Source organism: Streptacidiphilus fuscans (assembly GCF_015690355.1).
In the GTDB taxonomy this organism is placed as follows: Bacteria; Actinomycetota; Actinomycetes; order Streptomycetales; family Streptomycetaceae; genus Streptacidiphilus; species Streptacidiphilus fuscans.
In genome coordinates this window covers 124,275-147,806 of sequence record NZ_JADPRT010000017.1, presented here as the reverse complement: position 1 = coordinate 147,806, position 23,532 = coordinate 124,275, and the positions used below count along the sequence as shown (strand labels likewise).

Genomic DNA, 23,532 nt, shown 5'->3' with positions numbered 1-23,532 from the left:
CCACACCCTCGGCTGACGAGCGCGCCCCCCCCCCGCGTGGCCCGGGCCCCCGCGGTGGCTGGGGGGGGCCGGCACCTCTCGGGGTTTGCCGGGAGCGCTCGGATCAGCCGGTGAGGGCGGTCCGGGCAGCCAGGACGGTCGGGGCGGCCTGGGCGGTCAGGACGGTCGGACGTGTCAGGCGCGGTGGTACTGGATCGGGGTGGCGACCTCGCCGTCGAGCGCGGCGGCGGCCTGACGCGGCCAGTAGGGGTTGCGCAGCAGCTCCCGGCCGAGCAGGACGGCGTCGGCCCGGCCGGAGGCCACGACGGCCTCGGCCTGCGCCGGCTCGGTGATCATGCCGACGGCCGCCACCGGCAGGTCCGTCTCGACGCGGACCCGCTCGGCGAACGGGACCTGGTAGCCGGGGCCCGCCACGATCTTGGCGTCCGGGACGTTGCCGCCGGTGGAGACGTCCAGCAGGTCCACGCCGCGAGCCTGGAGCTCCTTGGCGAACTGGACGGTGTCGTCCGCCGTCCATCCCGACCGGGCGTCCTCCGGGTTCTCGTCGACCCAGTCGGTCGCCGAGATGCGGAAGAAGACCGGGAGTTCCTCCGGCCACACGGCGCGGACGGCGTCGACGACCTCCAGCGCGAACCGCGTCCGGTTCTCGAAGGAGCCGCCGTACTCGTCGGTCCGGTGGTTGCTGTAGGGGGAGAGGAACTGGTGGATGAGGTAGCCGTGGGCGCCGTGGATCTCGGCGACCTGGAACCCGGTCGCGAGCGCCCGCCGCGCGGCCTCGGCGAACTGCTGGACGATCTCCTGGATCTGATCCTGCGTCAGTTCACGCGGGGTGGTCGACTTCTCGCCGAAGGCGAGGGCGCTGGGGCCCACGGGGGTCCAGCCGTACTGCTCGTCGGGGCTGATCGGCCGGCCGCGGTCCACCCAGGTGCGCTCGGTCGACGCCTTGCGTCCGGCGTGGGCGAGCTGGATGCCGGGGACGACGCCCTGGCCCTTCAGGAAAGCGGTGATCCGCTGGAACGCGGCGACCTGGGTGTCGTTCCAGATGCCGAGGTCGTAGGGGGAGATCCGCCCCTCCGGGCTGACGGCGGTGGCCTCGGTGATGATCAGCCCGGTGCCGCCGGTGGCCCGGGCGGCGAGGTGCGTGAAGTGCCAGTCCGTGGGTGCGCCCACCGCTTCGCCCTCCGGCGCGGCGCTGTACTGGCACATGGACGCCATCCAGATCCGGTTGGGGATCGTCAGCGACCGCAGGGCGAAGGGGGTGAAGAGCGAGGTCACGGCAACTCCTGAGGAAAGCACGAGAGGGACGTGGCCAGCCCTGCGGCGGAGACCGTCGCAGCAACTGTGCCTCTGGCGCAATAGTTGCACACACGCTCTATCTGCGCCAGCTCGATAGATGTGAGGGAAAGAACTTTGGTCGACCGTCCGGGCTCGTTTGGGTCGAGGGGCCGGTCGAGCGTGGTCAGTGGTGGACGCGGGTCCGGGTCTCGGGCGTGGCGGTGAGGTCCGTGGTGCGCACCGGGTGCGTGCCACGGCGTTCGAGGGCCGCGGACCAGAAGGCGAGGACGAGGGCGGCTGCGGCGAGTGCCGCGCCGACCCAGTTCGGGGCCGTGTAGCCGAGGCCCGCGCTGATGACGAGGCCGCCGAGCCACGCCGACAGCGCGTTGCCGAGGTTGAACGCGCCGATGTTGACCGCCGAGGCCAGCGTGGGCGCTCCGTGGGCCTGGTCCAGCACCCGCTTCTGCAGCGGCGGCACAGTGGCGAAGCCGAGCGCGCCGATCAGCAGGATGGTGACGGCGGCCAGGACCTTGGTGTGTGCGGTGAGGGTGAACAGCGCCAGCACGACGGCGAGTCCGCCGAGGCTGGCGTAGAGCATCGGCATCAGCCTGCGGTCGGCGAACCGGCCGCCGAGCAGGTTGCCGAGGAACATGCCGACGCCGAAGAGCACCAGCAGCCAGGTGACCGCGCCGTCGGAGTACCCGGCGACGTGCGTCATCATCGGCGCGATGTAGGTGATCGCGGCGAAGACGCCGCCGAACCCCAGCACGGTCATCGCCATGGCGAGGACCACCTGCGTGTTCCGGAACGCCGCCAACTCCCGGCGCAGGTGCGCGCCTTCGGGCCGGGGCAGGGCGGGGACCAGTTTGGCGATGCCGAGCAGTCCGACCACGCCGAGCGCGGCCACGGCGCCGAAGGTGATCCGCCAGCCCACGACCTGTCCCACGAAGGTGCCCAGCGGCACGCCGACGATGTTGGCGACGGTCAGGCCGGTGAACATGGTGGCGATGGCGCCCGCCTTCTTGGACGGTGCCACGAGCTCGGCCGCGACCACGGACCCGATGCCGAAGAAGGCGCCGTGCGCCAGCGAGGTCACGATCCGCCCGGCGAGCAGCAGTGGGAAGTCAGGCGCGAGCGCGGAGAGCACGTTGCCCACGGTGAATAGGCCCATCAGCAGCATGAGCATGTTCTTGCGGCTCACCTTGGTGCCGAGCACGGTCATCAGCGGCGCGCCGACGACGACTCCGAGCGCGTAGCCGGTGACCAGCAGGCCGGCGGTGGGGATGGAGACGCCGTAGGACCCGGCGATCTGAGGCAGTAGGCCCATGACCCCGAATTCGGTGGTGCCGATTCCGAAGGCCCCGATGGCCAGGGCGAGAAGCGCGAGTGGCATGACGCGGTCCTCCATGCGATTGCTGGTGCGTCTTACGAGCCTCGACAATAGTTGCACACGCGCTATAAAAGCAAGTGCGGGTTGTCTGTCCGTGCATCGGGTTCGGGGTGGTGGACACGATGCTTGCATGGGCTTCACGTGCGGCTTGTCTGTCCGCGCATGGGGTTCGGCGGGGACGGGCGTGTGCGGGATGCTTGCACAAGCTTCAAGTCCGCTCTCGCGGATATTTCCAGGAGTGGCTATCCTGGAGGGCAGTCCTCCCCGGAAGGAGACACGGACCGATGACCGCAACGGACCCCGCGCTGACCGCCCTCGCCAACGGCTGGGCCGCCCTCTCCCTCCTCCACGGCAGGATCGAGGCGCACGTCGAGCGTGCGCTTCAGGCCGAGCACGACCTGAGCGTGCGCGAGTACTCGCTGCTCGACGTGCTGAGCCGCCAGCACGACGGCGACGGCGGGCACCTCCAGATGAAGCAGGTCGCCGACGCGGTCGTGCTCAGCCAGAGCGCCACCACCCGCCTGGTCACCCGCCTGGAGGACCGCGGCCTGCTGGCCCGCTACCTGTGCCCCACCGACCGCCGTGGCATCTACACCGACGTCAGCGACGCCGGTCTGAAGCTCCTCGAGGAGGCCCGGCCGACCAACGACGCCGCCCTGCGCGAGGCGCTCGACGTGGCGGCCCGGAACCCCGAACTGGCGCCCCTGGTCGAGGTGGTCGAGGGCATGCGCAGCTCCGGCGCTCCCGCGCGGCGTTAGACGCTCGGCGCTCGATCGGTCAGCGGCGCGGGGGCGCGGCGGCCCGTCGTGGTGCCCGACACGCGAGCGGGGACAGCAGAATCGTTTGGCCACGGACGACCGGCCCTAGTGTGAGCGCCGTCCCCGTGACCACTCCGTTCGAGGAATACCCATGCGCCTGCGCAACGCCGTCACCTCGGCCGCCGCCGCCCTGCTGCTCGCACTCGCCGTCCCCGCCTCCGCCCACGCCGCCTCAGGCGAGTTCCGCTACCAGTTCGGCCCCGGCTACACGTCCTCCCTGGAGGACCCGCCGAGCGGGGTGTGCATCGACATTCCCGAGGCCACCATCGACAACCCGGCCTACGCGCCGCAGAACTTCACCGACTCGACGGCGACGGTCTTCCGGGACCTCGGGTGCGACGGCGACGTCTACTACGTGATGCCCCCGGGCATGGTGCGCGGCCAGCGCCTCATCGTCCGCTCCGTCATCTTCTCCTGACGTCCTCCTGATTCTCCTGACGTTCTCCTGACCTGACGCCAGGAGCCGTACCGCGTCGCACCACGGCCACGGCCGCCGCCCACTGCACCTGGGCGGCGGCCGTCGCCGTGTGCCTCCCGGAAAGGGCGTGCAGCGGGGCACGTCCGTTGCACTGCGATGATGGGACCCGTGCGCTACCGCATCCTCGGCACCACCCAGGCGCTCCGCGACGACGGCACGGCCGTCCAGGTCGGCGGGGCGCGGCTGCGTGGGCTGCTCACCGTGTTCGCGCTGCGGCCCGGCCGCGGCGTGCCCGTCGCGCTGCTCGTCGAGGAGGTGTGGGGCGCGGACCCGCCCGCCGACGCGCCCGGCGCGCTGCAGGCGCTGGTGGGGCGGCTGCGGCGAGCTCTCGGGCCGGGCGCGATCGTCTCGGTCGACGGGGGCTACCGGCTCGCCGCCGCAGCCGAGGACGTCGACCTCTTCCGGTTCGACCGCCTTGCCGCGGACGGCGCCCGCGCGCTCGCGGACGGCAATCCGGCCAAGGCCGTCGAGGTGCTCGACGACGCGCTCGCCCTGTGGCAGGGGCCCGCTCTCGCCGATCTCCCCGACCGGGAGGCTGAGGCCTCGCGGTGGGAGGTCCGGCAGTTGGACGCGCGCCGCGCCCGGCTCGACGCGCTGCTGGCACTCGGCCGCGCGGACGAGGCGCTGCCCGAACTCGCCGCCCTGTGCGACGCGTCCCCGCTGGACGAGCTGTTCCAGGCGCAGCGGCTGCGGGCGTTGCGGGACTCGGGCCGCACCGCCGAGGCGCTGGCCGGGTACGAGGACGTCCGCCGCAGTCTCGCCGACCGGTTGGGCGCCGACCCCGGCCCCGAACTGCGCGCGGTGCAAGCCGAGTTGCTGTCCCCGGCCGAGCCCGCCCGCACCACCGCGTCCCCGCGACCGGCTCGGGCTGCCGATGCCGTCGCCGTGCCGGCGCGCACCGCCGCCGCAGCCCGTACCCCCGGCAACCTGCGCGCGCGGCTCACCTCCTTCGTCGGCCGCAGCGCCGACATCGACGCCATCCGTGCCGATCTGGGCAGGGTCCGACTGGTCACCCTGATCGGTCCCGGCGGCGCGGGCAAGACGCGGCTCTCGCAGGAGGTGGCCGAGGGGCTCGGCGGCACCGCGGCCGCGCCGGACGGCGTCTGGCTCGCCGAGCTGGCTCCCGTGGGAGACCCGTCGGCGGTGCCGGAGGCGGTCGTCAGCGCCCTCGGCGTCCGCGAGACCGTGCTCTCCAGCGCCGGTGCGGAGGAGCTGCGTGCCGTCTCCGAGCGGCACGGCGACGACCCGCTCGCCCGGCTCGTCGAGCACTGCGGTGACCGCCGCATGGTGGTGATCCTCGACAACTGCGAGCACGTGATCGACGCCGCGGCCATGCTGGCCGAAAACCTCCTCGCGCGCTGCCCCGGCCTGACCGTTCTCGCCACCAGCCGTGAACCGCTCGGCGTGCCGGGGGAGTTGCTGCGACCGGTGGAGCCCCTCCCGGAGCCCTACGCGCTGCGGCTCTTCGGTGACCGGGGCGCGGCGGTGCGCCCCGGATTCACTCCGGACGAGGACCCGGAGGCCGTCGCCGAGATCTGCCGCCGCCTGGACGGGCTGCCGCTGGCGATCGAACTCGCGGCGGCCCGGCTACGGATACTGGCGCCGCGTCAGATCGCGGACCGGCTCGACGACCGGTTCCGGCTGCTCACCTCCGGTTCGCGTACCGCGCTGCCCCGGCAGCAGACGCTGCGCGCGGTGGTGGACTGGTCCTGGGACCTGCTCGACGAGCCCGAACGCGCCGTGCTCTCCTGGCTGTCCGTCTTCCGTGGCGGCTGCGACCTCGCGGCGGCCGAGGCGGTGTGTGGTCCCGACGCGCTGGACGCCCTGGCCTCGCTGGTCGACAAGTCGCTGGTCGTGGCCGGTCCCGACGAGGGCGACGGCGTGGGCGGCGTGGGCGGTGTCGACAGCGGCGTCGCGAGCGGCGGTGGCGGGGGCATGCGCTACCGGCTGCTGGAGACGGTCGCCGAGTACGCGGGCGACCGGCTCGACGAGCGCGGCAGCCGTGCCGACGCCGAGCGCGCGCATCTCACCTACTACCGCGAACTCGCCCGCACCACCGACCCGTTGCTGCGCGGGCACGGCCAACGTGACGCGATCGCCAGGCTGGAGCGTGACTACGAGAACCTGCGGACCGCGCTGCACCGCGCCGTCGACGCCCGGGACGAGCAGGAGGCGATCTGCCTCGTCCTGTCGCTGAGCTGGTTCTGGCAGATGCGCGACCTGCGTCCTGACGCCCGCACCTGGGCGGAGGCGACCTCCGCGCTCGGCCCCGACCCGTTCGCGGGTCCGGTGCGCCCGGCGCCGCCGATCTTCCAGCGTTGCACGGACACCCCACCGCCGCTGACCGGCGACCTGCTCGACGAGGCCCGACGCCAGGTCCAGTTGCACCGGCTCGCGTACCTGGACGTGGAGTCGGAGCAGTGGCAGACCGAGGAGGGTCAGGCCCGGCTGCGCGCCATCATCGACACCTACCGCGCCGACCTGCCGCAGGCCTGCCGTCCGCCCGGCAACGTCTGGTACTTCGCGGTCCTGTTCGCGGGCCGACCGGAGACGCTGCGCGAGCTCAGCGACCTGACCGTGCGCACCTGCCGCGAACTCGGCTACGTCTGGGAGCTCGCCCTGGTGCTGGAGACACGCGCCAACCTCCTTGCCAACCGCAGCGAGTGGGCGCAGGAGGCGCTCGCGGACGCGGACGAGGCCATCGAGCTGTTCGCCCGGCTCGGTGACGAGTGGGGCGTCGCCGAGGGCCTGTCGGTGCGCGGTGAGGCCCACGAGAAGCTCGGCCGTCTCGCCGAGGCAGCCGCCGACTACGTGAGTGCCCGTGAGGTCGCCGAAGGCATGGGTGCCCACACCCAGGTGACGATCCTTCAAGTGAGGCTCGGTCAGGTGCTCATCGACCAGGGCGAGGGGGAGCGCGGTGAACGGATGCTGCGCGAGACCCTGGAACCGTCCCGCCGACTCGCCAACGAGGCACGCCCCGCCGCCCGGATGTTCCTGGTCACGCGGCTCGGCGAGACCGGTCGCCTCACCGAGGCACGGGAGCAACTCGCCCTGCTGCGCGAGGAGGTCACGTCGCGCGAGGCCCCGTTCGTCCACGGCGTGCTGGCCGGGATGGAGGCGATGATCGACGTGCTGGACCGGCGTCCTGACGCCGCACTGGAGCGGTTGGAACAGGCTCTCGCCCTCGGCACCGACCCGATCGTCTCGGTGATCATGCCGCACCTGAGGGCGACGTATCTGCTCACGGCCGCCCGCGCCCTCGCCCAGCGCGGGGACCAGGACGACGCCCTGCGCGCCGCGCGGCTCGTCGGCGCCTCCGACGCCGCGCTGCCGGACGGCCATGTCGGGACCGCGACCGAACAGCGTTGGCGGACGGCGGCCGAGGAGGAGGCACGGGCCCTGCTCGACGAGGTGGACTACGACCGTGCCTACGCCGAGGGCGGCAGCCTCTCCGTGGAGGAGGCCGCCGCCCTGCTGTGACGCGTGTCGGGGGGTAGGGGTACGCCGTCGGGGCGAGCCCCGATTCTCAGCTCTTCCTGGTGAACTTGCGGATGGCGATCGGGGCCATGACCAGGGTCAGACCGGCGGTCCAGACGAGCGTCACCGTCAGCCCGTGGGCGATCGGGCCGCCGGTCATCAGGCCGCGCGCCGCGTCGGCGAGGCCGGACATCGGGTTGTACTTGGTGAAGCTCTCCAGCCAGCCCGGCATCGAGGTGGTCGGGGCGAAGATCGACGAGCCGAACTGCAGCGGCATCATCACCAGGAAGCCCATCGCCTGCACGGACTGGGCGTTCTTCATGGTCACACCGAGGACCAGGAAGATCCACATGACGGCGGAGCCGAACAGCGCGGACAGCCCCATGGACGCCACCAGGCCGGCCCAGTGGCCGTTGATGTGGAAGCCGACCAGCAGCGCGACGATCATCTGGACCGTCATGGCGACGACGAGTCGGGCCAGTTCCACCGCGATCTTCGCGACCAGCACGGAGCCGCGTCCGATGGGCAGGGACCGGAACCGGTCCATGATGCCCTTGTTGAAGTCCTCGTTGAACCCGGTGCCGACGGCCTGCGCGATGTTCATGCTCATCATCGCGATCATGCCCGGGATCACGTACTGGACGTACGCGTCCTGGCCGCCGCCGAGCGCCCTGCCGATCGAACCGCCGAAGACGTAGACGAAGAGCAGGGTGAAGATGATCGGCATCAGGACCGCGTCCATCATGGATTCGGGATCCTGCTTGATCCACAGCAGGTTGCGGCGTATCAGCGCGCCGGTGTGGCGGAGGTGGCCGCGCAGCCCGATCTTCGGGTCGGCCTTGACGGTGATGGTGGGGACGGTGGGGGAAAGGGTGGCGGCGCTCATGCGGAGACCTCCTCGAGAAGCGGCGCGGTCTGCGCGGTGGACGCCTTCTGGCCGGTGAGAGACAGGAACACTTCGTCCAGGCTGGGCAGTTCGGTGGTGATCGAGCCGATTGTGAGACCGCGGGCGCTGACCGCGCCGACGACCGTGGTCAGCTGCTCGTCGCTGACGATCGGCACCAGGACCTCGCCGGACTCGGCGTCGACGGCCGGTTCGCCCAGGCCCAGTTGGCGGAGAGCGTGCGTCAGCGGATGCAGCTCCAGCGGGTCGGCGGGTCGTATCCGCAGGGTGCGGCCGCCGACCTTCGCCTTGAGGGCGTCGATGCCGCCGTTGGCGATGACCTTGCCGCGGTCGACGACGGTCAGCTCGGAGGCCAACTGCTCGGCCTCCTCCATGTACTGGGTGGTGAGCAGGACGGTTACGCCGTCCCGCACCATGCTTCGCACCTCGCTCCACACCTCGTTGCGGGTGCGGGGGTCGAGGCCGGTGGTCGGCTCGTCCAGGTACAGCACGTGCGGGCGGCCGATCATCGACGCCGCCAGGTCGAGCCGGCGGCGCATGCCGCCGGAGTAGGTGCGGGCGGGGCGGGTCGCGGCGTCGGTGAGCGAGAACCGCTCCAGCAGCGCGTCCGCACGGGAGCGGGCCTCCTTGCGGGACAGGTCCAGCAGGCGGCCGATCAGATAGAGGTTCTCCCGGCCGGAGAGCTTCTCGTCGACCGAGGCGTACTGGCCGGTCAGGCCGATCACCCGGCGCAGCTGCCGGGGCTGCCGCACCACGTCGTACCCGGCGACGACGGCGTGGCCGGCGTCCGGGGTGATCAGGGTGGAGAGGCAGCGTACGAGGGTGGTCTTGCCGGCGCCGTTGGGGCCGAGGACACCGAGAACGGTGCCCTCGTGCACGTCCAGGTCCACGCCGTCCAGTGCCCTGGTCTCGCCGAAGTGCTTGACCAGTCCCCGGACGGACACGGCCACCGGACGGCCGGATTCGGGGGTCTTGTCGATTCGCGTCATGCCGACCAAGCTGCCAGGCCCCGCCGACAGGCCGCCGACACGGCGCCGACAGGCGCTGTTGCGGCACGGCGTCCGCCGACAGAACGCCGACAGAACGCCGACAGAACGCCGCCGGGCCGCCGGGCCGCCAAGCCGCCGAGAGGCTACTCCCCGGACCCGGCCATGGGACGAGTACGGAGCATTTCCGGCCATTGTGCGACCGGGTGCCGTTGCGTACTACACCTACACCGGGACGTGGACTACGTTGGCGACGTAGTTAGGTGTTCATGCCATGTACCTGGAGGCCCGTCATGCGCGTCAGTGTCGACCCGGACCGTTGCTGCAGTTCCGGTCAGTGCGTGGCAGCCGTCCCCGAGGTGTTCGACCAGTCCGAGGACGACGGGGTCGTCCTGCTGATCCAGCCCCTGCCCCCGGCGGAGCTCCAGTCCGCCGTGCGCACGGCGGCCGGGATCTGCCCGGGTCGAGCCATCTCCGTACAGGAGCTCTGAGCGGCCGGGCGGCGCCCGTCCCCCCGCGCCGCCCGCCGCGGAACCGTGGAGGAGAACCACCCGTGACCACTGTGGAGCCGATCGACGCCATCACCTTCCCGGCCGCACGCGGCGGCTGCCCGTTCGCGCCGCCGCCCGCGTACCAGGAAGCCCTGGAGCAGCGGCCGATCACCCGGATCTCGCTCTGGGACGGTTCCCGCGCCTGGCTCGTCACCCGGCACGAGGACGTCCGCACCATCATGGGCGACCGGCGCTTCAGCGCCGACGCACGCAACGACGGCTTCCCGTTCCTCAGCAACGGGCGCCGGGAGCTGGCGGCGGAGAAGCCGTCGTTCATCAGGATGGACGACCCGGAGCACGCCCGGTTCCGGCGCATGCTGACCGGCGACTTCATCATCAAGCGCGTGGAGGCGCTGCGGCCCGAGATCCAGCAGATCGTCGACGACTTCCTCGACCGGATGACCGCGCACCCCGCCCCGGCCGACCTGGTCACGGAGTTCGCGCTGCCGGTGCCGTCGCTGGTGATCTGCAGGCTGCTGGGCGTGCCCTACGAGGACCACGACTACTTCCAGGAACGCAGCCGGATCCTGCTGCACAACCTCAGCACGGCCGACCAGGTGCGCCAGGCACGCGACGAACTCACCAACTATCTGGAGGAGTTGGCCGACCGCAAGGCGCAGGAGCCGGACGAGCGGATCGTCAGCCGTTTGGTCGCGCGCGGGGATCTCACCCGCGACGAGGTGGCGAGCATGAGCCTGCTGCTGCTCATCGCGGGCCACGAGACCACGGCCAACATGACCGCGCTGTCCACGCTCGTGCTGCTGCGCGACCCCGCCCAACTCGCCCGGCTGCGCGAGGATCCGACGCTGATCAAGGGCGCGGTCGAGGAGTTGCTGCGCTACCTGAGCATCGTCCACAGCGGCACGGTCCGGGTCGCGGTCGAGACCGCCGAGATCGGCGGCACCACCATCGAGGCCGGGGAGGGCGTGGTGTGCATGCTCTCCACCGCCAACCGCGACGCCTCGGTCTTCGCCTCGCCGGACGAGCTGGACGTGGGCCGGGAGGCCAGGCGGCACGTCGCCTTCGGGTTCGGCGTCCACCAGTGCCTCGGACAGCCGCTGGCCAGGCTGGAGTTGCAGATCGCGCTGGACACCATGATCCGGCGGCTGCCGGACCTGCGGCTCGCGGTCCCGTTCGAGCAGATCCGGTTCCGCAAGGACGCCGCCATCTACGGCGTCGAGGAGCTGCCCGTCGCCTGGTGAGCGGAGCCCTCGTGCCCGACCTCGTGCCCGCCCTGCACTGACGCAGGGCGGGCACTCGGCCGTGCGCGTGCGTCAGCGATGTGCGCCTGCGTCAGCCGGCCCGGTGCGACCCGCAGTCGACGGGCCGAGCACCCCCCCGGACTTGGTGCTCGGACCGGACTGCGGGTCGCACACTTCGGAGTGCGGGGCCGGCGCTCCCACACCCGGGTCGGACACTTCACCCGGCGCCTGATTCTGGGTCGGGCGCGGCGAAGGTCGGACCTCCTCCGTGGCGGACAGCGATCGGTTGTCAGCCTGGGGTGATCCTTTCCTGGCAAAGAGAACATGTCAACTGTCAGTTAAGTCCAGGAGTGAAGTCCGGCCATTGGCAGTGAGGTTGGGGAATGAGGGAGATTGACGGCGCTCATTGCCGCAGGGGCTCGGCATGGTTGCACTTAACTATCAGTTTTTGTGGTGAGTAGTCCGCAGACGTCCCTTGGCAGTACAGTGCCAAGCATTTCCCGATCATGCTCGACTGCGGTGGCTCTGCCCTCGGCCCGCCGTCGCGACCGACGCGCCACCAGGAGGAAGACAGTGGACAGCGCCGTTCCTGACCCGGGGTCCGTGCCCGAGGTGAATGTGGCGTCCCTGGCCGCACAGCCGTACGCGACACTCGAAGGGCTTCGTGGAGCCTGCCCGGTGGCCAGGGCGGTCGGACCGGACGGGGCGCCGTTCTGGCTCGTCACGCGCTATGCGGACGTCGCCGCAGGTCTGGCCGATCCTGATCTGTCGCTGGACCGACGCAACGCCACTCCGGGGCAGTACCACGGGCTCAGCCTCCCCCCTGCTCTGGACGCCAACCTGCTCAACATGGACGCGCCCGACCACACCCGGGTACGCGCGTTGGCCGCGCGGGCGTTCACCGCGCAGCGCGTCGAGGCACTCCGGCCGTCGATCCAGCAGGCCGCAGACGAACTGATCCGAGGATTCGCGGCGCGGGGCGAGGCCGACCTCGTCGCCGACTACGCAGCCCCGCTGCCCATTCTGATCATCTCTCAGATCCTCGGAGTGCCCGCGCCCGACCGCTCCGACTTCCGTCTGTGGACGGACGCCATTCTCGCCGCGAGCGCCGATCCGGCCGCAGCGAAAGCCGCGATGGTCCAACTGACCGGATTCCTGGGCCGACTGGTCGCCGACAAGCGCACCTCGCCCGGTGCCGACCTGCTGTCGGACCTGGTGCAGGCCCGGGACGAGAACGGCAGCCTCAGCGAGGAGGAGCTCACCTCACTGGCCTTCCTGCTGCTGTTCGCCGGATACGAGAACAGCGTCCACCTGATCGGCAGCAGCATCCTCGCCCTGCTCGACCACCCGGACGAGATGAAGCGCCTGCTGGCCCAGCCCGAGCTGCTGGAGGGGGCGATCGAGGAGCTGGCGCGCTACGACGGTCCGGCTCCGCTGGCCATCCGACGCTTCCCCACGCGCGACGTGGAGATCGGCGGCACCAGGATCGGCGCGGGCGAGACCGTCATGCTCTCCCTGGCCGCCGCCAACCGCGACCCCGCCCGGTTCCCCGAGCCCGACCGCCTCGACCTTCAGCGTTCCACCGGCGGGCACGTGGCGCTCGGCCGAGGCGCGCACTACTGCCTGGGCGCTCCGCTCGCCCGCCTCGAACTGCAGATCGCGGTGGACACCGTGGTCCGCGGACTGCCGGGGCTACGCCTGTCCGTTCCCCGTGACGACGTGCGGTTCCGTCCCTCGATCCGCACGCGCGGACTCACCGCCCTGCCGGTCGCCTTCGACGCCGGTGACGGCCGTCAGCCGCAGCTCCAGGAGGGGCGGCAGTGACCGAGACCCTCGGGCAGCGTCTCACCTACCTGTTCGAGAACATCCACCCCGAGTCCGGCCCGTACACCAACGCCTACGTCGCCGAGCAGATCAACGCGAACCCGGACAAGTTCGGCGGGGTCCGGGTCACCGAGCAGTACCTGTCGATGCTGAGACGCGAGCGCCGCACCAACCCGCACCAGGACCTGGTCCGGGCGCTGGCCGCCTTCTTCGGAGTCTCCGCCGGGTACCTGCGCGGAGACGACTCCGAAGCCGACCACCTGCGCACCACCGAGCAGGTGGCCTTCATGGCCGCCATGCGGGACCAGAACGTGCGGACGATCGCACTGCGCTCCGCCGGTCTGCCCCCGGAGGTCCAGGCGAGCCTGACGGGGATCATCGACCAGTTCCGCGCGCAACTGGGACTGCCCGAGGACCCGACGAGCGCGGACGAGGCGCAGAGTGAGTGAGCTCAGGTTCCGCTTCTGGAGACGGCCGGACAAGCCGCAGGGCTCGCTGTCGCGCTGCCGGGCTGCCGTCAAGAGCCTTGACCTGCCGCCGAACGCCGGCATGGACCTGGTCTGCAGGCAGGTCGGCGCCGCGCTCGGACGCCCCATCAGGACCCAGCCCTTCGCGTTCGGTGGCGTGACGTCAGGAATGACCGTGTTCCACGGCAACACCTACGTGATACTGCACGAGCGCTACACCTCCGCGTGGCACCAGCAGCAGATCACCGCCCACGAACTCGGCCACCTGCTCATGCGGCACGAGGCGGACGGGTCGACCGCCCGCGAGGCACTGCAGGTCTTCGTCCCCTCCCTCGACGTGGACACCGTCATGCGCCACATGGGCATCGGCCCCTCCTTCGCCCGCCACAGCGCGTACTCCAAGGACGCCGAGTGGGAGGCCGAGTACATCGGCACGCTGCTGGTCGAGCGCATCTCTCCCGGTCTGGGCGAGGACGACGCGCTCGACGCGGAGGAGTCCGAGATCGCCGCCCTCATCGGCCCCGCGCTGCAACTGCTGCGCACGTCGGGGCGCGCCCACGGAAAGGCCGACCCCCGTGCGTGACGTCCTCTACCTCGCCATCGCCTGCGTCGGCTGGGCGATCTGCCTCACCAAGACCGGCGGCTGGCTGCGGGACCGCGGCAATGCGGACCTCGGCCTCGTCGCCGTCATGTCCGGGGCCATCGCCTCCGTGATGATGTGGTCGTCCCCGGCGCTCTACATCTGGCTCGACCAGCGGTTGCGCGTACCCAACCTTGGCATCGCCGTCATCTACTCCAGCGTGATCGTCTTCGTCGCCGGAGCCCAGGCGCTGCTGCGCAACTGGACGGCCCGAGGCGACGACGCCGCCCGGCTACGTGCCAGGCGCCGCACCCGGATCAACGTGGTCACGCTCACCGTGCTGTGGGCGGTCGCCCTCGTCGGCTTCGCCGTCGGCCGCCCGGACGCGGTCGAGCACCCGAAGGACTTCTCCACGGTCTACACCGGCCGGGCCGGGGTGATGGTCTTCCTGCTCGTCTACATCGCGCTGTTCGGCTGGTGCATGACCTCCCTGGGCCTGCTCTGCCGCCGCTACGCCGCTCCGCTGCGCACCAAGCGGCCCTGGACCGCCCGTGGCCTGGGGCTGGTCACCCTCGGCTCCTACGCCATCCTCTTGTACTGCCTCGCCAAACTCGCCACCCTGATCGGCAGTTGGGCGGGCGCGAACATGGACGTGCTCGGTGATAGCGTCGCCCCGCTGTGCGCCTCCGTCGGAGCGCTGCTCGTCGTCGCCGGCTTCGCCGTCCCCTCGGCCGGAGCCCGCTGGAGCGCCCGACGCCGGGTCCGCCAGTTGACTCCGCTGTGGCGGACGGCGGTCGCGGCCGCCCCCGACGTCGAGATGGAGGACCGGGCCCGATACGTGCGGGTGTCCGCCGAGTTGAAGGCGACGCGCCAGATGACGGAGATCCGCGACGCGCAACTGATGCTGCGCGCCTACGTCGACCGTGACCTCATCGAGGCCGCGCTCCAACTGGCCCAGGGCGACGGTCTGGACGCGGACGAGACCGCGGCCCTGGTGGAGGCCGCAGCCCTGCAACGAGGGCTGGCGAACCGGAGCGCAGGGCGTCCGGCCGCCGAGCCCGCGGTCACCATCGTCACCGTCGGCCAGGGCGACCTCGCCCGCGAGCACGCCCACCTCGTGCGCGTCGCCCAGGCCCTGGACGGCGAGCGCGCGGACCGCGTCCTTGCCGCCGCCCCGACCCGACAGGCGGGGTAGCGACGTCAGCAGTGCTTGATGATCCTGCTCCACTGGGCGTAGGTGCCGGTGGTCAGGTACCGGTCGTTGACGTAGCCGTTGAAGTTGGAGCCGTCGTCGACGGAGAACCAGTAGTGGTCACCCGTCCCGTCGGCGTCGTCGGCCCCGGTGGCCCAGCAGTAGACGATCAGCTGGTTGCCGTTGTGGCCCTGGTAGTACGCGTTGTGTCCGTGGTCGTAGTCCGGCGCGTTCTGCAGGGAGAGGTACGAGCCGGAGGCAATGCCGGTGACGTGCGCGCACCAGTCGTTGGGGTTGCCGCCGATGGAGCACTTGTAGAGCCCCGACGGCGGCCCGGGGGTGGGCCCGGCGCACTGAGGCACACCCGGCAGCCACGCAGGCCCCTTGAGGAAGACGTTGGCGATCCACCCGTGCTGGGCCGGCAGGTAGGACCAGACGTCGTTGGTCACCCCGCCCGCCGTGACGGGGTCGGCGTGCTCCTGGCAGCTGACGTAGACCGTCGTGGGGGAGGGGAGCGTCGCCGCGACCGCCGCCTGCGTCGTGGGGGCGGTCCGCACGTGGACGTTGGTGGCCCACATCTGCTCGGGGGTGCCGCTCGGCGGCGGCGGTGTGGGCCCGGGGTGGACGAGGTCGCGCTGGCGGATCGCGGCGGCGACCGCGCGCTCGGCGGTGTCGGCCGCCACGGCGTGCGCCTTCACGTCCTCACTCGCGGCGTCGCCGTAGTCGCGGTACGACACGTGCGGTGGGTCGTCGCCGATGAAGGCGCTTTCGGCGAAGTCCGTGAGCCACTTCTGCTGCCAGCTGGAGGAGCCGGGAGGAGCGGACTCGTTGCAGACCGCGTCGTCGACGCGGCACACGTCGAAGTACCGTCCGTCGCCCGCGAAACCGGCGAACACCTCGGGCACGGGCAGGCGCTGCATCAGGCCGCCGTGGTCGACGTCGGCGGTGCCGACGGAGAAGTCGGGGTTCAGCGTGGTCATGTACCCGCGCTGGGCCAGGCCCACCTGGCCGTTGTAGCGCGACGCGTCGCCCACATTGACGATCGCGCCGATCTCGTCGGACGCTCGCTGGTCGCCCGCGATCGCCGACTGCGCGATCGCGTTCTTGACCACCTGGGCCCCCTGCGAGTAGCCGAGCAGGATCAGGGTCGGGCGGCTGGGGCAGGCCGCGTAGAACTGGACCGCCTGGACGAGCTTGTGCCACCCCTCGTCCATCGACACCGGGTAGTCGACGGGCCCGAGGTGCCAGGGAAACCACGAGGGCAGGTTCGCTGCCGACGCCGGGTAGGGAAGATTGCGCACGGTGAGCTGGTCGGACGGCACGTGCTGGTCGGCCAGCGCGGTCTCGAGCGCCCTGACGTAGGTGTTGTTGACGCCCACGTCGCCGTACGGGAAGACCGTCCCGGTGGAGTTGTCCCTGTCGTACTCGCCCGTTCCATAGGCGGAGAGGATCACCCAGGGCTTCGTACAGTCCATCGCCGGCTGCGGCGCCGGATACTCCGCGTGTGCCGTCGTCGCGTTGCCCAGCGACAGCAGGGACGCCAACGCCAGCAGCAGTGCCAGTGCGGCTGCCCACACCGGCCTTCGGAACTCCCCACTCGTCGTCGGCATCAGCTGCCCTCCTCCGCGCGATCCGGTCCGCACCTGGGCATCCGTCAACTGGCGTGTGTCCCGGGCACGTGACGACCGTACTGGACGTGTACGTCCGATCTCAGGGCAAGTCTGTTTGACTACTCGATCGAGTGAAGGAATGCCCCGCCGGCGCACGCGCGAGTGCGCCCTTTTGCTGACTGTTCGTATGCGCGATGATGCGGAGCGCAGTCGACCGAACGCGGAAGGGGGTGCGTGGTGACGACCGACGCAGCGGGCCACGCGGTGGTGGTCGGGGCAGGGGTCTCCGGTCTGCTGGCCGCCGAGGTGCTGGCGAGGCGCTTCGAGCGGGTGACGGTGGTCGAACGGGACGCGTTACCCGAGGGGGAGCCTCGGTTCCGCGCCGGTGTACCGCAGTCGAGGCACGTGCACATCCTGTGGTCGCGCGGCGTCGCCGCCTTGGAGTCGCTCCTGCCCGGCGTCGTGGCGGCGCTCGAAGCCGCCGGGGCCGTCGTCGTCCACACGCCCGAGCAGATGCGCTGGCTCTCCCCGGCGGACTGGTTCGCCGGGGTGACGGGCACGCACTTCCTCTCCGCCTCGCGGGAACTGCTGGAGGCGACCCTGCGCCGTCGGCTCGCCGCCCGGTCCGCGATCACGCTGATGGACCGTCACGAGGTCGCCGGGCTCGTCCCGACGTCGGGCGGCGGGGCCGTGGGCGGCGTCCGGCTGCGCGAACGCGGCAAGGACGGCCGGGAGTCCGCTCTGGACGCGGAGCTCGTCGTGGTCGCTGCCGGTCGCAGCGCCCGGATCACGGACTGGCTGGCCGCGCTCGACTACCCCGCTCCGGTCACGGACCGGTTCGACGCGCATCTCGGCTACTCCTCCCGCTACTTCCGGCCCTCGGCCGTGCGGCGGGACTGGACGGCGATGTACGTGCAGGGCAATCCGGACGTGCCGCGCGGCGGCGTGATCGTTCCGATCGACGGCGGACGCTGGGTGGTCACGCTCATCGGTCAGGGCGAGCACCAGCCGCCGATCGAGGAGAAGGAGTGGCTCGCCTTCGCCGCCTCCCTGCGCTCCGGCGAGCTGGCGGAGGCGCTCGCGGATGCGGAGCCGCTGTCGGACGCGGTCGCCTACCGGGCGACGGCGAACGAGTGGGCGCACTTCGAGCGACTGCGGCGCTGGCCGCGCGGGCTCCTCGTGGTCGGCGACGCGCTGTGCCGGTTCAACCCCGTCTACGGGCACGGGATGACGGTCGCGGCCCTGCAGGCCCAGGTGATCGCCGAGCGGACCGCCGCGAGTGAGCCGGCCGCGGTCGCCGCCCAGGCACGGCAGTTGCAGAAGGCGGTGGCGAAGTGCCCGAGGGCGGCTTGGGCGATCGCCACGGGAGAGGACTCGCGCTACCCGAGCACGGACGGGCCGGCGCCGGGCCGACTCGTCAGGATGCAACAGGACTACATGGCCCGCGTCCTGGCCGCGGCGAACACCGACCCGGTGGTGGCCGAGGGCTTCTTCGCGGTGCTCTCGCTCAACCGCCGCCCGGAGACGCTGTTGACGCCGCAGATCGCGGCACGCGCCCGCCGCCGTCGGGCCTGAGGTTCGCAGTCGGAGCGGCTCAAGGGGTGGCGTGGCCCCTCTCGGAGGGCGAGGACGCCCGCCGGGCGGGCTGCACCGGCTGTGCGGGCACTGCGGGCTGAGAGGCGGTCCGGGCGACCGCCCGGACGGCGGACGTGGTGGGCAGACCGGCGCCGCCCGTGGTGCGCACGGGCGTGGGGGCGCCGACGGACTCGGTCGAGGGACGGTCGCCACGCCCCGGGGCGGAACTCGGGGCGGACTTCGGGGCGGCAGCCGGGGTGGTGGCCCGGATCCGGTCCACCTGGACGACGATGTTGCGCTCCAGGGTGTCCCAGGGCCAGTCGACGTCCTTGCTGCGGACGACCTGGCTGCGCACGTCGCCGTTGTCCTGCCAACGGCTGTGCAGGTCACGGACGTTGGCCGACCAGCGGCCGTCACGCTGGTGCTCCAGGGTGAGCCGGAAGTCGGTCTCGACCGTCACGGTCTCGCCGATCCGTCCCGCGAGTTCGATGGTGCCGCCGTACTCGACCTTGACCGTCGCGCGCTGCGGAAAGTCCGAGTCGATGCCGATCACGGTGATGCGGCAGGGGCCTTCGTACCAGGCGGCCATGTGGTCTCTCCCTCGGTCGGGCGGCGTCGGTGCGTCCCGGGTTCAGGTTCAGGTTCGGATCTCAGGTCTCAGGTCTCAGGTGTCTCGGACGGGAGAACGGGGCCGCCGCCTGCGTCGGTTCACCGGCCGTCAGGGTGGTCACGATATTGGCCGGTTCGGTCACTTGGCGTACTCTCGTGCCATCCTTGCAGCTCAGTGGGTGGGGTGGACGGTGCAGCTTCTGCTTCTCGGGCCGGTCACGTTGCGCGATGCGGGTGGCCGGACGGTTGAGGTGGGAGGACCGAAACGGCGCACCGTCCTTGCCGCGCTCGCGATCCAGGTGAACCGTCCGGTGTCCGTGGAGCGGCTGCTCGACGTCGTCTGGGACGGTGAGCCGCCCGCCCAGGCCCGCGCCGCGCTCCAGGGCCATATCGCCGCCCTGCGCAAGGCGCTTCCACCGGGCTTCGCGCTGGAGACGCTGCCCGCCGGATACCGCCTGAGCTGCGATCCGCGGCAGGTGGACACGGCCGCCTTCGACGAGAGGGTGCGGCTCGCCCAGGGGGCGAAGGACCCCGGCGAGCGGTCGGACCTCTTGCAGCAGGCACTCGGCCTCTGGCGCGGCAGCGCGCTGGCCGACCTCCCGGCGTCCGAGTTCCAGCGGACCACCGCCGCCTGGCTGCGCGACCGGCGGCTGGCCGCGCTGACGACCTGGACGGAGTGCGAACTCGCGCGCGGCGAGGGAGCGGGGGTGATCCCGTGGCTGCAAGGAGCGGTCCGCGTGGACGGCCTGCGGGAGAACCTGGTCGCCGGGCTGATGCGCTGCCTGGCCCAGGCGGGCCGTCAGGCGGAGGCGCTGGAGGAGTACCAGCGCACGGCCGCGCTGCTGCGCGACGAGCTCGGCACCCGTCCGGGCCCCGAACTCCAGGCGGCGCTGGCGGAGGTGCTCTCGGGCGAGCAGGCCCCGGAGCCTCCGGCCCGCGGCGTCCTCCCGGCGTCCGAGGAGCAGGTCGCGCAGGAGCAGAACGGGCTGCCCCGGCCGGTGCGGCTGATCGGGCGTCAGGAGGACCTGGACTGGCTGGACTCCGTCGTCCGACCGCACACTCACGCCGCGCCCGCCGCCGTGGTGGGACCGGCCGGGATCGGCAAGACCTCGCTCGTGCTCCACTGGGCGCACCGCGCGGCCGAGCGCTTTCCGGACGGTGTGCTCTTCGCGGACCTGCGCGGCTTCGCCGACGAGGAGCCGCAGGACCCGCAGGACGTGCTCGCCGCCTTCCTGCTGAGCCTCGGCGTCCCCCAGGGCTCGATCCCCGCCGCGCCGGAGGCCCGTGCGGACCTCTACGCGCGCCTGACCCGCGACCGCTGCCTGCTCGTCGTGCTGGACAACGCGCCGTCGGCGGAGGCGGTGCGGAGCCTGCTGCCCGCCGGGGACGCCGGCGCGGCCGTGGTCACCAGCCGGGCGGCGCTGCTCGACCTGGTCGCCAGGGACGGCGCGGTCTGGCGGGCCCTCGATCCGCTGTCCGCCGACGAGTCGGTCGCACTGCTGGCGACCGCCGTCGGCCGGGCACGCGTCGACGCGGAACCGGAGCAGGCCCGGCGACTGGCCGTGCTGCTGGACCGACTCCCGCTGGCGCTGCGGATCTGCGGCTCGCGGCTGGCCGTCCGCCCGGCCTGGACGCTCGCCCAGCTGGTGGCCGAGTTCGAGGACGAGGGCGCCGGTCTCGACGGTCTGGACACCGTGGACGCGAACGGCATCCGGGCCGCGCTCACGCTGTCGTGCCGGCACCTCGCGCCCGCCTCGGTCCGGCTGCTCGCGCTGCTCGCCCTCTATCCCGGGCCGCGGATCACGCCGGGGGTGGCCGCGGCGCTGCTGGGCACGGGTCTGCCGACCGCCCGCCTGGCGCTCGACGATCTGGCGGCGCATCACCTGGTCACGGAGGAGCGGCTGGGCGTCCACTCGCGCACCGGCCTGGTGCGCCGCTTCGCGCGCCATCTGCTGGAGGAGACCGTCCCGCAGGAGGAGCGCAGGGACGCCTTCGACCGGCTGCTGGACCACGCGCTGGCGGTCAGCGCGTCCGCGACGCTGCCGAGTCAGCTCTTCCCTTGGCTGGTCGAATGGCCGTCGGGCGACCGGCCGGTGGGCGTGCGGCACTGGACCTCCGGTGGGGAGGCGCAGGCCTGGCTCGACGAGGAGGAGCCGACGCTGCGCTTCCTGCTGCGGGAGGCCGCCCGGACCGGTCGGCACGACCACGCCTGGCGGCTGGCGGAGAACCTCTACACCTACTACGTGCGGGTCGCCGCCCACGGCGACACCTGGGTGGAACTCGCGGGCGTGGCGCTGAGCTCCGCGGAGGCCTCCGGCTCCCCGCTCGCGGTGCGCCGGATGCGGAGCCATCTGAGCACGGCGCTGGCCGGGACGGGACGTGCCGAGGAGGGTCTCTCCTACGTCCGGAGTGCGCTGGCGCTCGCGGGCGCGGCGGGCGACCTGGAGAGCCTGTGCGTCGCCCAGGTCCGGCTCGGCGTCTGCCTGGAGCTGCTGGAGCGGCCCGCGATGGAGGTCAGGGCGGCGTGGGAGGCGGCGTTGAGCATCGCCCGCGCCCTTGACGAGCCGCGGGCGGCGGCGGCGATCCGCAGCCGGGCGGCCCGCGCGGCAGCACTGTGCGGCGACCCCGAGCAGGCGCTGCGCTATGTGGAGGAGCCGGAGGACTTCCCCGAGACCGGTTCCACCGACCCGGCTGACGCCGCCTACGCGGCCGTCACGGAGGAGACGCGGATCGCGTTGGCACTGGAGCGCGCCAGGGCCCTGCACGACCTCGGACGGTCGGCGGAGGCGCTCGTCGCCGCGCGGGACGTGCTGGCCCGGATCGAGCAGATGCGGGAGCACGTGCTGGTCCGCAGGGAGACCTGGCTGTCGGACGCGCGTCGGCTGGTCGAGGCAGCAGAGGCAGCCGAGGCAGCAGCGGCGGCTGAGACCGAGGCTGCTGGGGGGTGACCCGCCCGGCTTCGCCGCACGCCCGGTCGTCCGGTGGGCCGCTCGACCGCTCACCCGTTCGTCGAACGGTCGCGCACCCGGACCGCTCGTCCGTGACGGGAACCACTGAACGCACGCGCCGCCCACGCCGTGGAGCCTGAGGGAACTCCGCGTGCTGCCGGACGGGCCGGACGCGAGCACGGGGGAATCGGCCGTCCGCGGCCGGGAAGGTGGGCCGAGTTGGAGCACGTGAACGGCATGTCCGAGCCGCCGATCGACGGATCGACCGATCACGCGACGGAGTTGGCGATCCGTCAGCTTGTCGCGTCGTGCCGGTCGGGCGGTGCGAGTACCGATGGTGCGGACACGGACGACGGCGACAGGCCAGGTCAGGGCACGGGTCTGGAGCTGCCCCCGGCGGACGCGGGCACGGTGGCCCGTGCGGCCCGGCGGCTGGCGCGGAACCGGCGCGTCCGACTGGTGCCGCCGCTGCCGATCGCGGCGGCGCTGTGGGTCGCCCGCGCGCTCGTCGTCGACGAACACCCGTCCGCCGCGGAGTGGGAGCCCGCCGACCGCGAGGAGGTGGTGGCCTCCGTCGCGCTGCTGCTCCAACGCTCCGGCGAGGACGGCGTCCGGATGCTCGTCGACGCGCTCGGCGGTCGGCGGCCCGGCGCGCGGTCAGCGGTCGGAAGGACGAACGGCTGACGTCGCGTCGAACGGCTCGGGCGTCCCGGCGCGGTTCGCCGGACCGCGGGCGTCAGCGGCATTGGCGCGGACCGGCGCCGACCGACATCGCCGCAGGTCAGAGCGGCAATAGCGGTGCCCGCTCCGGACGTTGGCGCTTCGTTGGACCAGCGTTGGTGACGGACGTCACTGTTTGTTCCGTGAGACAGCGCGAACGAGCCGGCCCCGCTGTGACGGCCCTCGTTCGGTCCTTCAACGGTGATGCGGACCAACCGGGAGTGGTGGCAATGCGGGCACAGGAGATCGGGACGGCACGGACGGCACCGGACGCGGACGCGGACGTCGAGGCGGCGGCGCGGACGGCCCGGGCGGCGCGGCCGACCCTCGACCAGGACACCCTGGCTGAGCTGGTCCGCCTGCACGGCCCCTACCTGCTGCGGGCGTTGATGCGGCTGACCAACGGCGACCGGGGCCGCGCCGAGGACATCCTGCAGGAGACCATGGTCCGCGCCTGGCAGCACCCCGAGGCCATCATCGGCGGGCCGGAGGCGAGCCGGCCGTGGCTCTTCACGGTCGCCCGGCGCATCGCCATCGACCACTTCCGGATGCAGGCGGCCCGTGCCCGCGAGGTGATGGGCGAGACGCCTGAGGAGCGCCCCGTCGCCGACCCGTTCGACGAGGTGCTCGGCGCCCGCGACATGGCCGCGGTGCTCGCCGAACTTGCGCCGCACCACCGCGAGGTCCTGGTCGAGCTGCACCTCAACGGCCGGTCGGTCGCGGACACCGCGGTGCTGCTCGGCATCCCGGAGGGGACGGTCAAGTCCCGCAACTTCTACGCGATCCGGGCGATCCGGCCGCTGCTGGAGCGCTACGGGATGAGCCTGGTCGCCTGAGCTGAACCCGGAGGGGACCCGCGTCCGTGGAACCGGGAGACGGGACAGATCGCGCCCTGACGGATCACGCCCTGACGAAGTCCGCCCCGA

At 72.2% G+C, this 23,532-nt stretch carries 19 protein-coding genes; 13 read left to right on the top strand and 6 right to left on the bottom strand.

Annotated elements, in window-relative coordinates:
* Positions 1-174 precede the first annotated feature (174 nt).
* Both I2501_RS31800 and I2501_RS31795 read right to left on the bottom strand, forming a co-directional pair.
* Positions 175-1,275, bottom strand: a complete 1,101-nt coding sequence (locus I2501_RS31800) for an NADH:flavin oxidoreductase/NADH oxidase (RefSeq protein ID WP_196197781.1) — start codon at positions 1,273-1,275, stop codon at positions 175-177.
* 184 nt (positions 1,276-1,459) lie between these two features.
* A complete protein-coding gene (locus tag I2501_RS31795) occupies positions 1,460-2,668 on the bottom strand; it encodes an MFS transporter (RefSeq protein ID WP_196197780.1) in 1,209 nt (402 codons plus the stop codon).
* 281 nt (positions 2,669-2,949) lie between these two features.
* On the opposite strand from I2501_RS31795, the gene I2501_RS31790 reads away from it, so the two are divergent.
* From I2501_RS31790 to I2501_RS31780, 3 genes are all read left to right on the top strand, one after another.
* Positions 2,950-3,423: a MarR family winged helix-turn-helix transcriptional regulator gene (locus I2501_RS31790; protein WP_196197779.1), complete on the top strand. Its 474-nt coding sequence runs from the start codon at positions 2,950-2,952 to the stop codon at positions 3,421-3,423.
* Positions 3,424-3,574: 151 nt separating this feature from the next.
* Entirely contained in the window at positions 3,575-3,901 is a 327-nt protein-coding gene (locus I2501_RS31785) for a hypothetical protein (protein ID WP_196197778.1), read from the top strand.
* Positions 3,902-4,060: 159 nt separating this feature from the next.
* The gene (locus I2501_RS31780; protein ID WP_196197844.1) at positions 4,061-7,441 is read left to right on the top strand and encodes an AfsR/SARP family transcriptional regulator; all 3,381 of its coding nucleotides are present in this window, start codon (positions 4,061-4,063) and stop codon (positions 7,439-7,441) included.
* Between the two features lie 46 nt (positions 7,442-7,487).
* On the opposite strand, the gene I2501_RS31775 is transcribed toward I2501_RS31780, so the two are convergent.
* Together I2501_RS31775 and I2501_RS31770 are read right to left on the bottom strand one after the other, a co-directional pair.
* Positions 7,488-8,324, bottom strand: a complete 837-nt coding sequence (locus I2501_RS31775; protein ID WP_196197777.1) for an ABC transporter permease — start codon at positions 8,322-8,324, stop codon at positions 7,488-7,490.
* A complete protein-coding gene (locus I2501_RS31770) occupies positions 8,321-9,331 on the bottom strand; it encodes an ATP-binding cassette domain-containing protein (protein WP_196197776.1) in 1,011 nt (336 codons plus the stop codon). Before I2501_RS31770 ends, I2501_RS31775 begins: the two co-directional genes overlap by 4 nt.
* A gap of 266 nt (positions 9,332-9,597) precedes the next feature.
* On the opposite strand from I2501_RS31770, the gene I2501_RS31765 reads away from it, so the two are divergent.
* The 6 genes from I2501_RS31765 to I2501_RS31740 all read left to right on the top strand — a co-directional run bounded on the left by I2501_RS31765 (position 9,598) and on the right by I2501_RS31740 (position 15,147).
* On the top strand, positions 9,598-9,819 hold the full coding sequence (locus tag I2501_RS31765; RefSeq protein WP_408022807.1) for a ferredoxin: 222 nt from the start codon (positions 9,598-9,600) through the stop codon (positions 9,817-9,819).
* Positions 9,820-9,881: 62 nt separating this feature from the next.
* Positions 9,882-11,081, top strand: coding sequence for a cytochrome P450 (locus tag I2501_RS31760; protein WP_196197774.1), 1,200 nt, complete (start codon positions 9,882-9,884; stop codon positions 11,079-11,081).
* 603 nt (positions 11,082-11,684) lie between these two features.
* Positions 11,685-12,905: a cytochrome P450 family protein gene (locus tag I2501_RS31755; RefSeq protein ID WP_196197773.1), complete on the top strand. Its 1,221-nt coding sequence runs from the start codon at positions 11,685-11,687 to the stop codon at positions 12,903-12,905.
* Positions 12,902-13,354, top strand: a complete 453-nt coding sequence (locus I2501_RS31750; RefSeq protein ID WP_196197772.1) for an XRE family transcriptional regulator — start codon at positions 12,902-12,904, stop codon at positions 13,352-13,354. Before I2501_RS31755 ends, I2501_RS31750 begins: the two co-directional genes overlap by 4 nt.
* Entirely contained in the window at positions 13,347-13,955 is a 609-nt protein-coding gene (locus I2501_RS31745; RefSeq protein WP_196197771.1) for a hypothetical protein, read from the top strand. The genes I2501_RS31750 and I2501_RS31745 overlap by 8 nt, the downstream gene beginning before the upstream one ends.
* The gene (locus tag I2501_RS31740) at positions 13,948-15,147 is read left to right on the top strand and encodes an MAB_1171c family putative transporter (protein ID WP_196197770.1); all 1,200 of its coding nucleotides are present in this window, start codon (positions 13,948-13,950) and stop codon (positions 15,145-15,147) included. Before I2501_RS31745 ends, I2501_RS31740 begins: the two co-directional genes overlap by 8 nt.
* Positions 15,148-15,152: 5 nt before the next feature.
* Here I2501_RS31740 and I2501_RS31735 read toward each other — a convergent pair whose 3' ends face one another.
* Positions 15,153-16,754, bottom strand: coding sequence for a cutinase family protein (locus I2501_RS31735; RefSeq protein ID WP_196197769.1), 1,602 nt, complete (start codon positions 16,752-16,754; stop codon positions 15,153-15,155).
* A 237-nt stretch (positions 16,755-16,991) separates the two neighbouring features.
* Here I2501_RS31735 and I2501_RS31730 point away from each other — a divergent pair, with 237 nt between their 5' ends.
* A complete protein-coding gene (locus tag I2501_RS31730; protein WP_196197768.1) occupies positions 16,992-18,329 on the top strand; it encodes an FAD-dependent oxidoreductase in 1,338 nt (445 codons plus the stop codon).
* A gap of 19 nt (positions 18,330-18,348) precedes the next feature.
* Here the strand turns inward: I2501_RS31730 and I2501_RS31725 are convergent, their stop codons facing one another.
* Entirely contained in the window at positions 18,349-18,918 is a 570-nt protein-coding gene (locus I2501_RS31725) for a hypothetical protein (protein WP_196197767.1), read from the bottom strand.
* Positions 18,919-19,189: 271 nt separating this feature from the next.
* Between I2501_RS31725 and I2501_RS31720 the strand changes: the two genes are divergently transcribed.
* The 3 genes from I2501_RS31720 (at position 19,190) to I2501_RS31710 (ending at position 23,442) form a co-directional block, all read left to right on the top strand.
* Positions 19,190-21,886: an AfsR/SARP family transcriptional regulator gene (locus I2501_RS31720; protein ID WP_196197766.1), complete on the top strand. Its 2,697-nt coding sequence runs from the start codon at positions 19,190-19,192 to the stop codon at positions 21,884-21,886.
* A gap of 219 nt (positions 21,887-22,105) precedes the next feature.
* Positions 22,106-22,570, top strand: coding sequence for a hypothetical protein (locus tag I2501_RS31715; RefSeq protein WP_196197765.1), 465 nt, complete (start codon positions 22,106-22,108; stop codon positions 22,568-22,570).
* A gap of 266 nt (positions 22,571-22,836) precedes the next feature.
* Positions 22,837-23,442 carry a sigma-70 family RNA polymerase sigma factor gene (locus I2501_RS31710; protein ID WP_196197764.1) on the top strand — a complete coding sequence of 202 codons (606 nt, stop codon included), beginning with the start codon at positions 22,837-22,839 and terminating at the stop codon, positions 23,440-23,442.
* Positions 23,443-23,532: the final 90 nt, after the last annotated feature.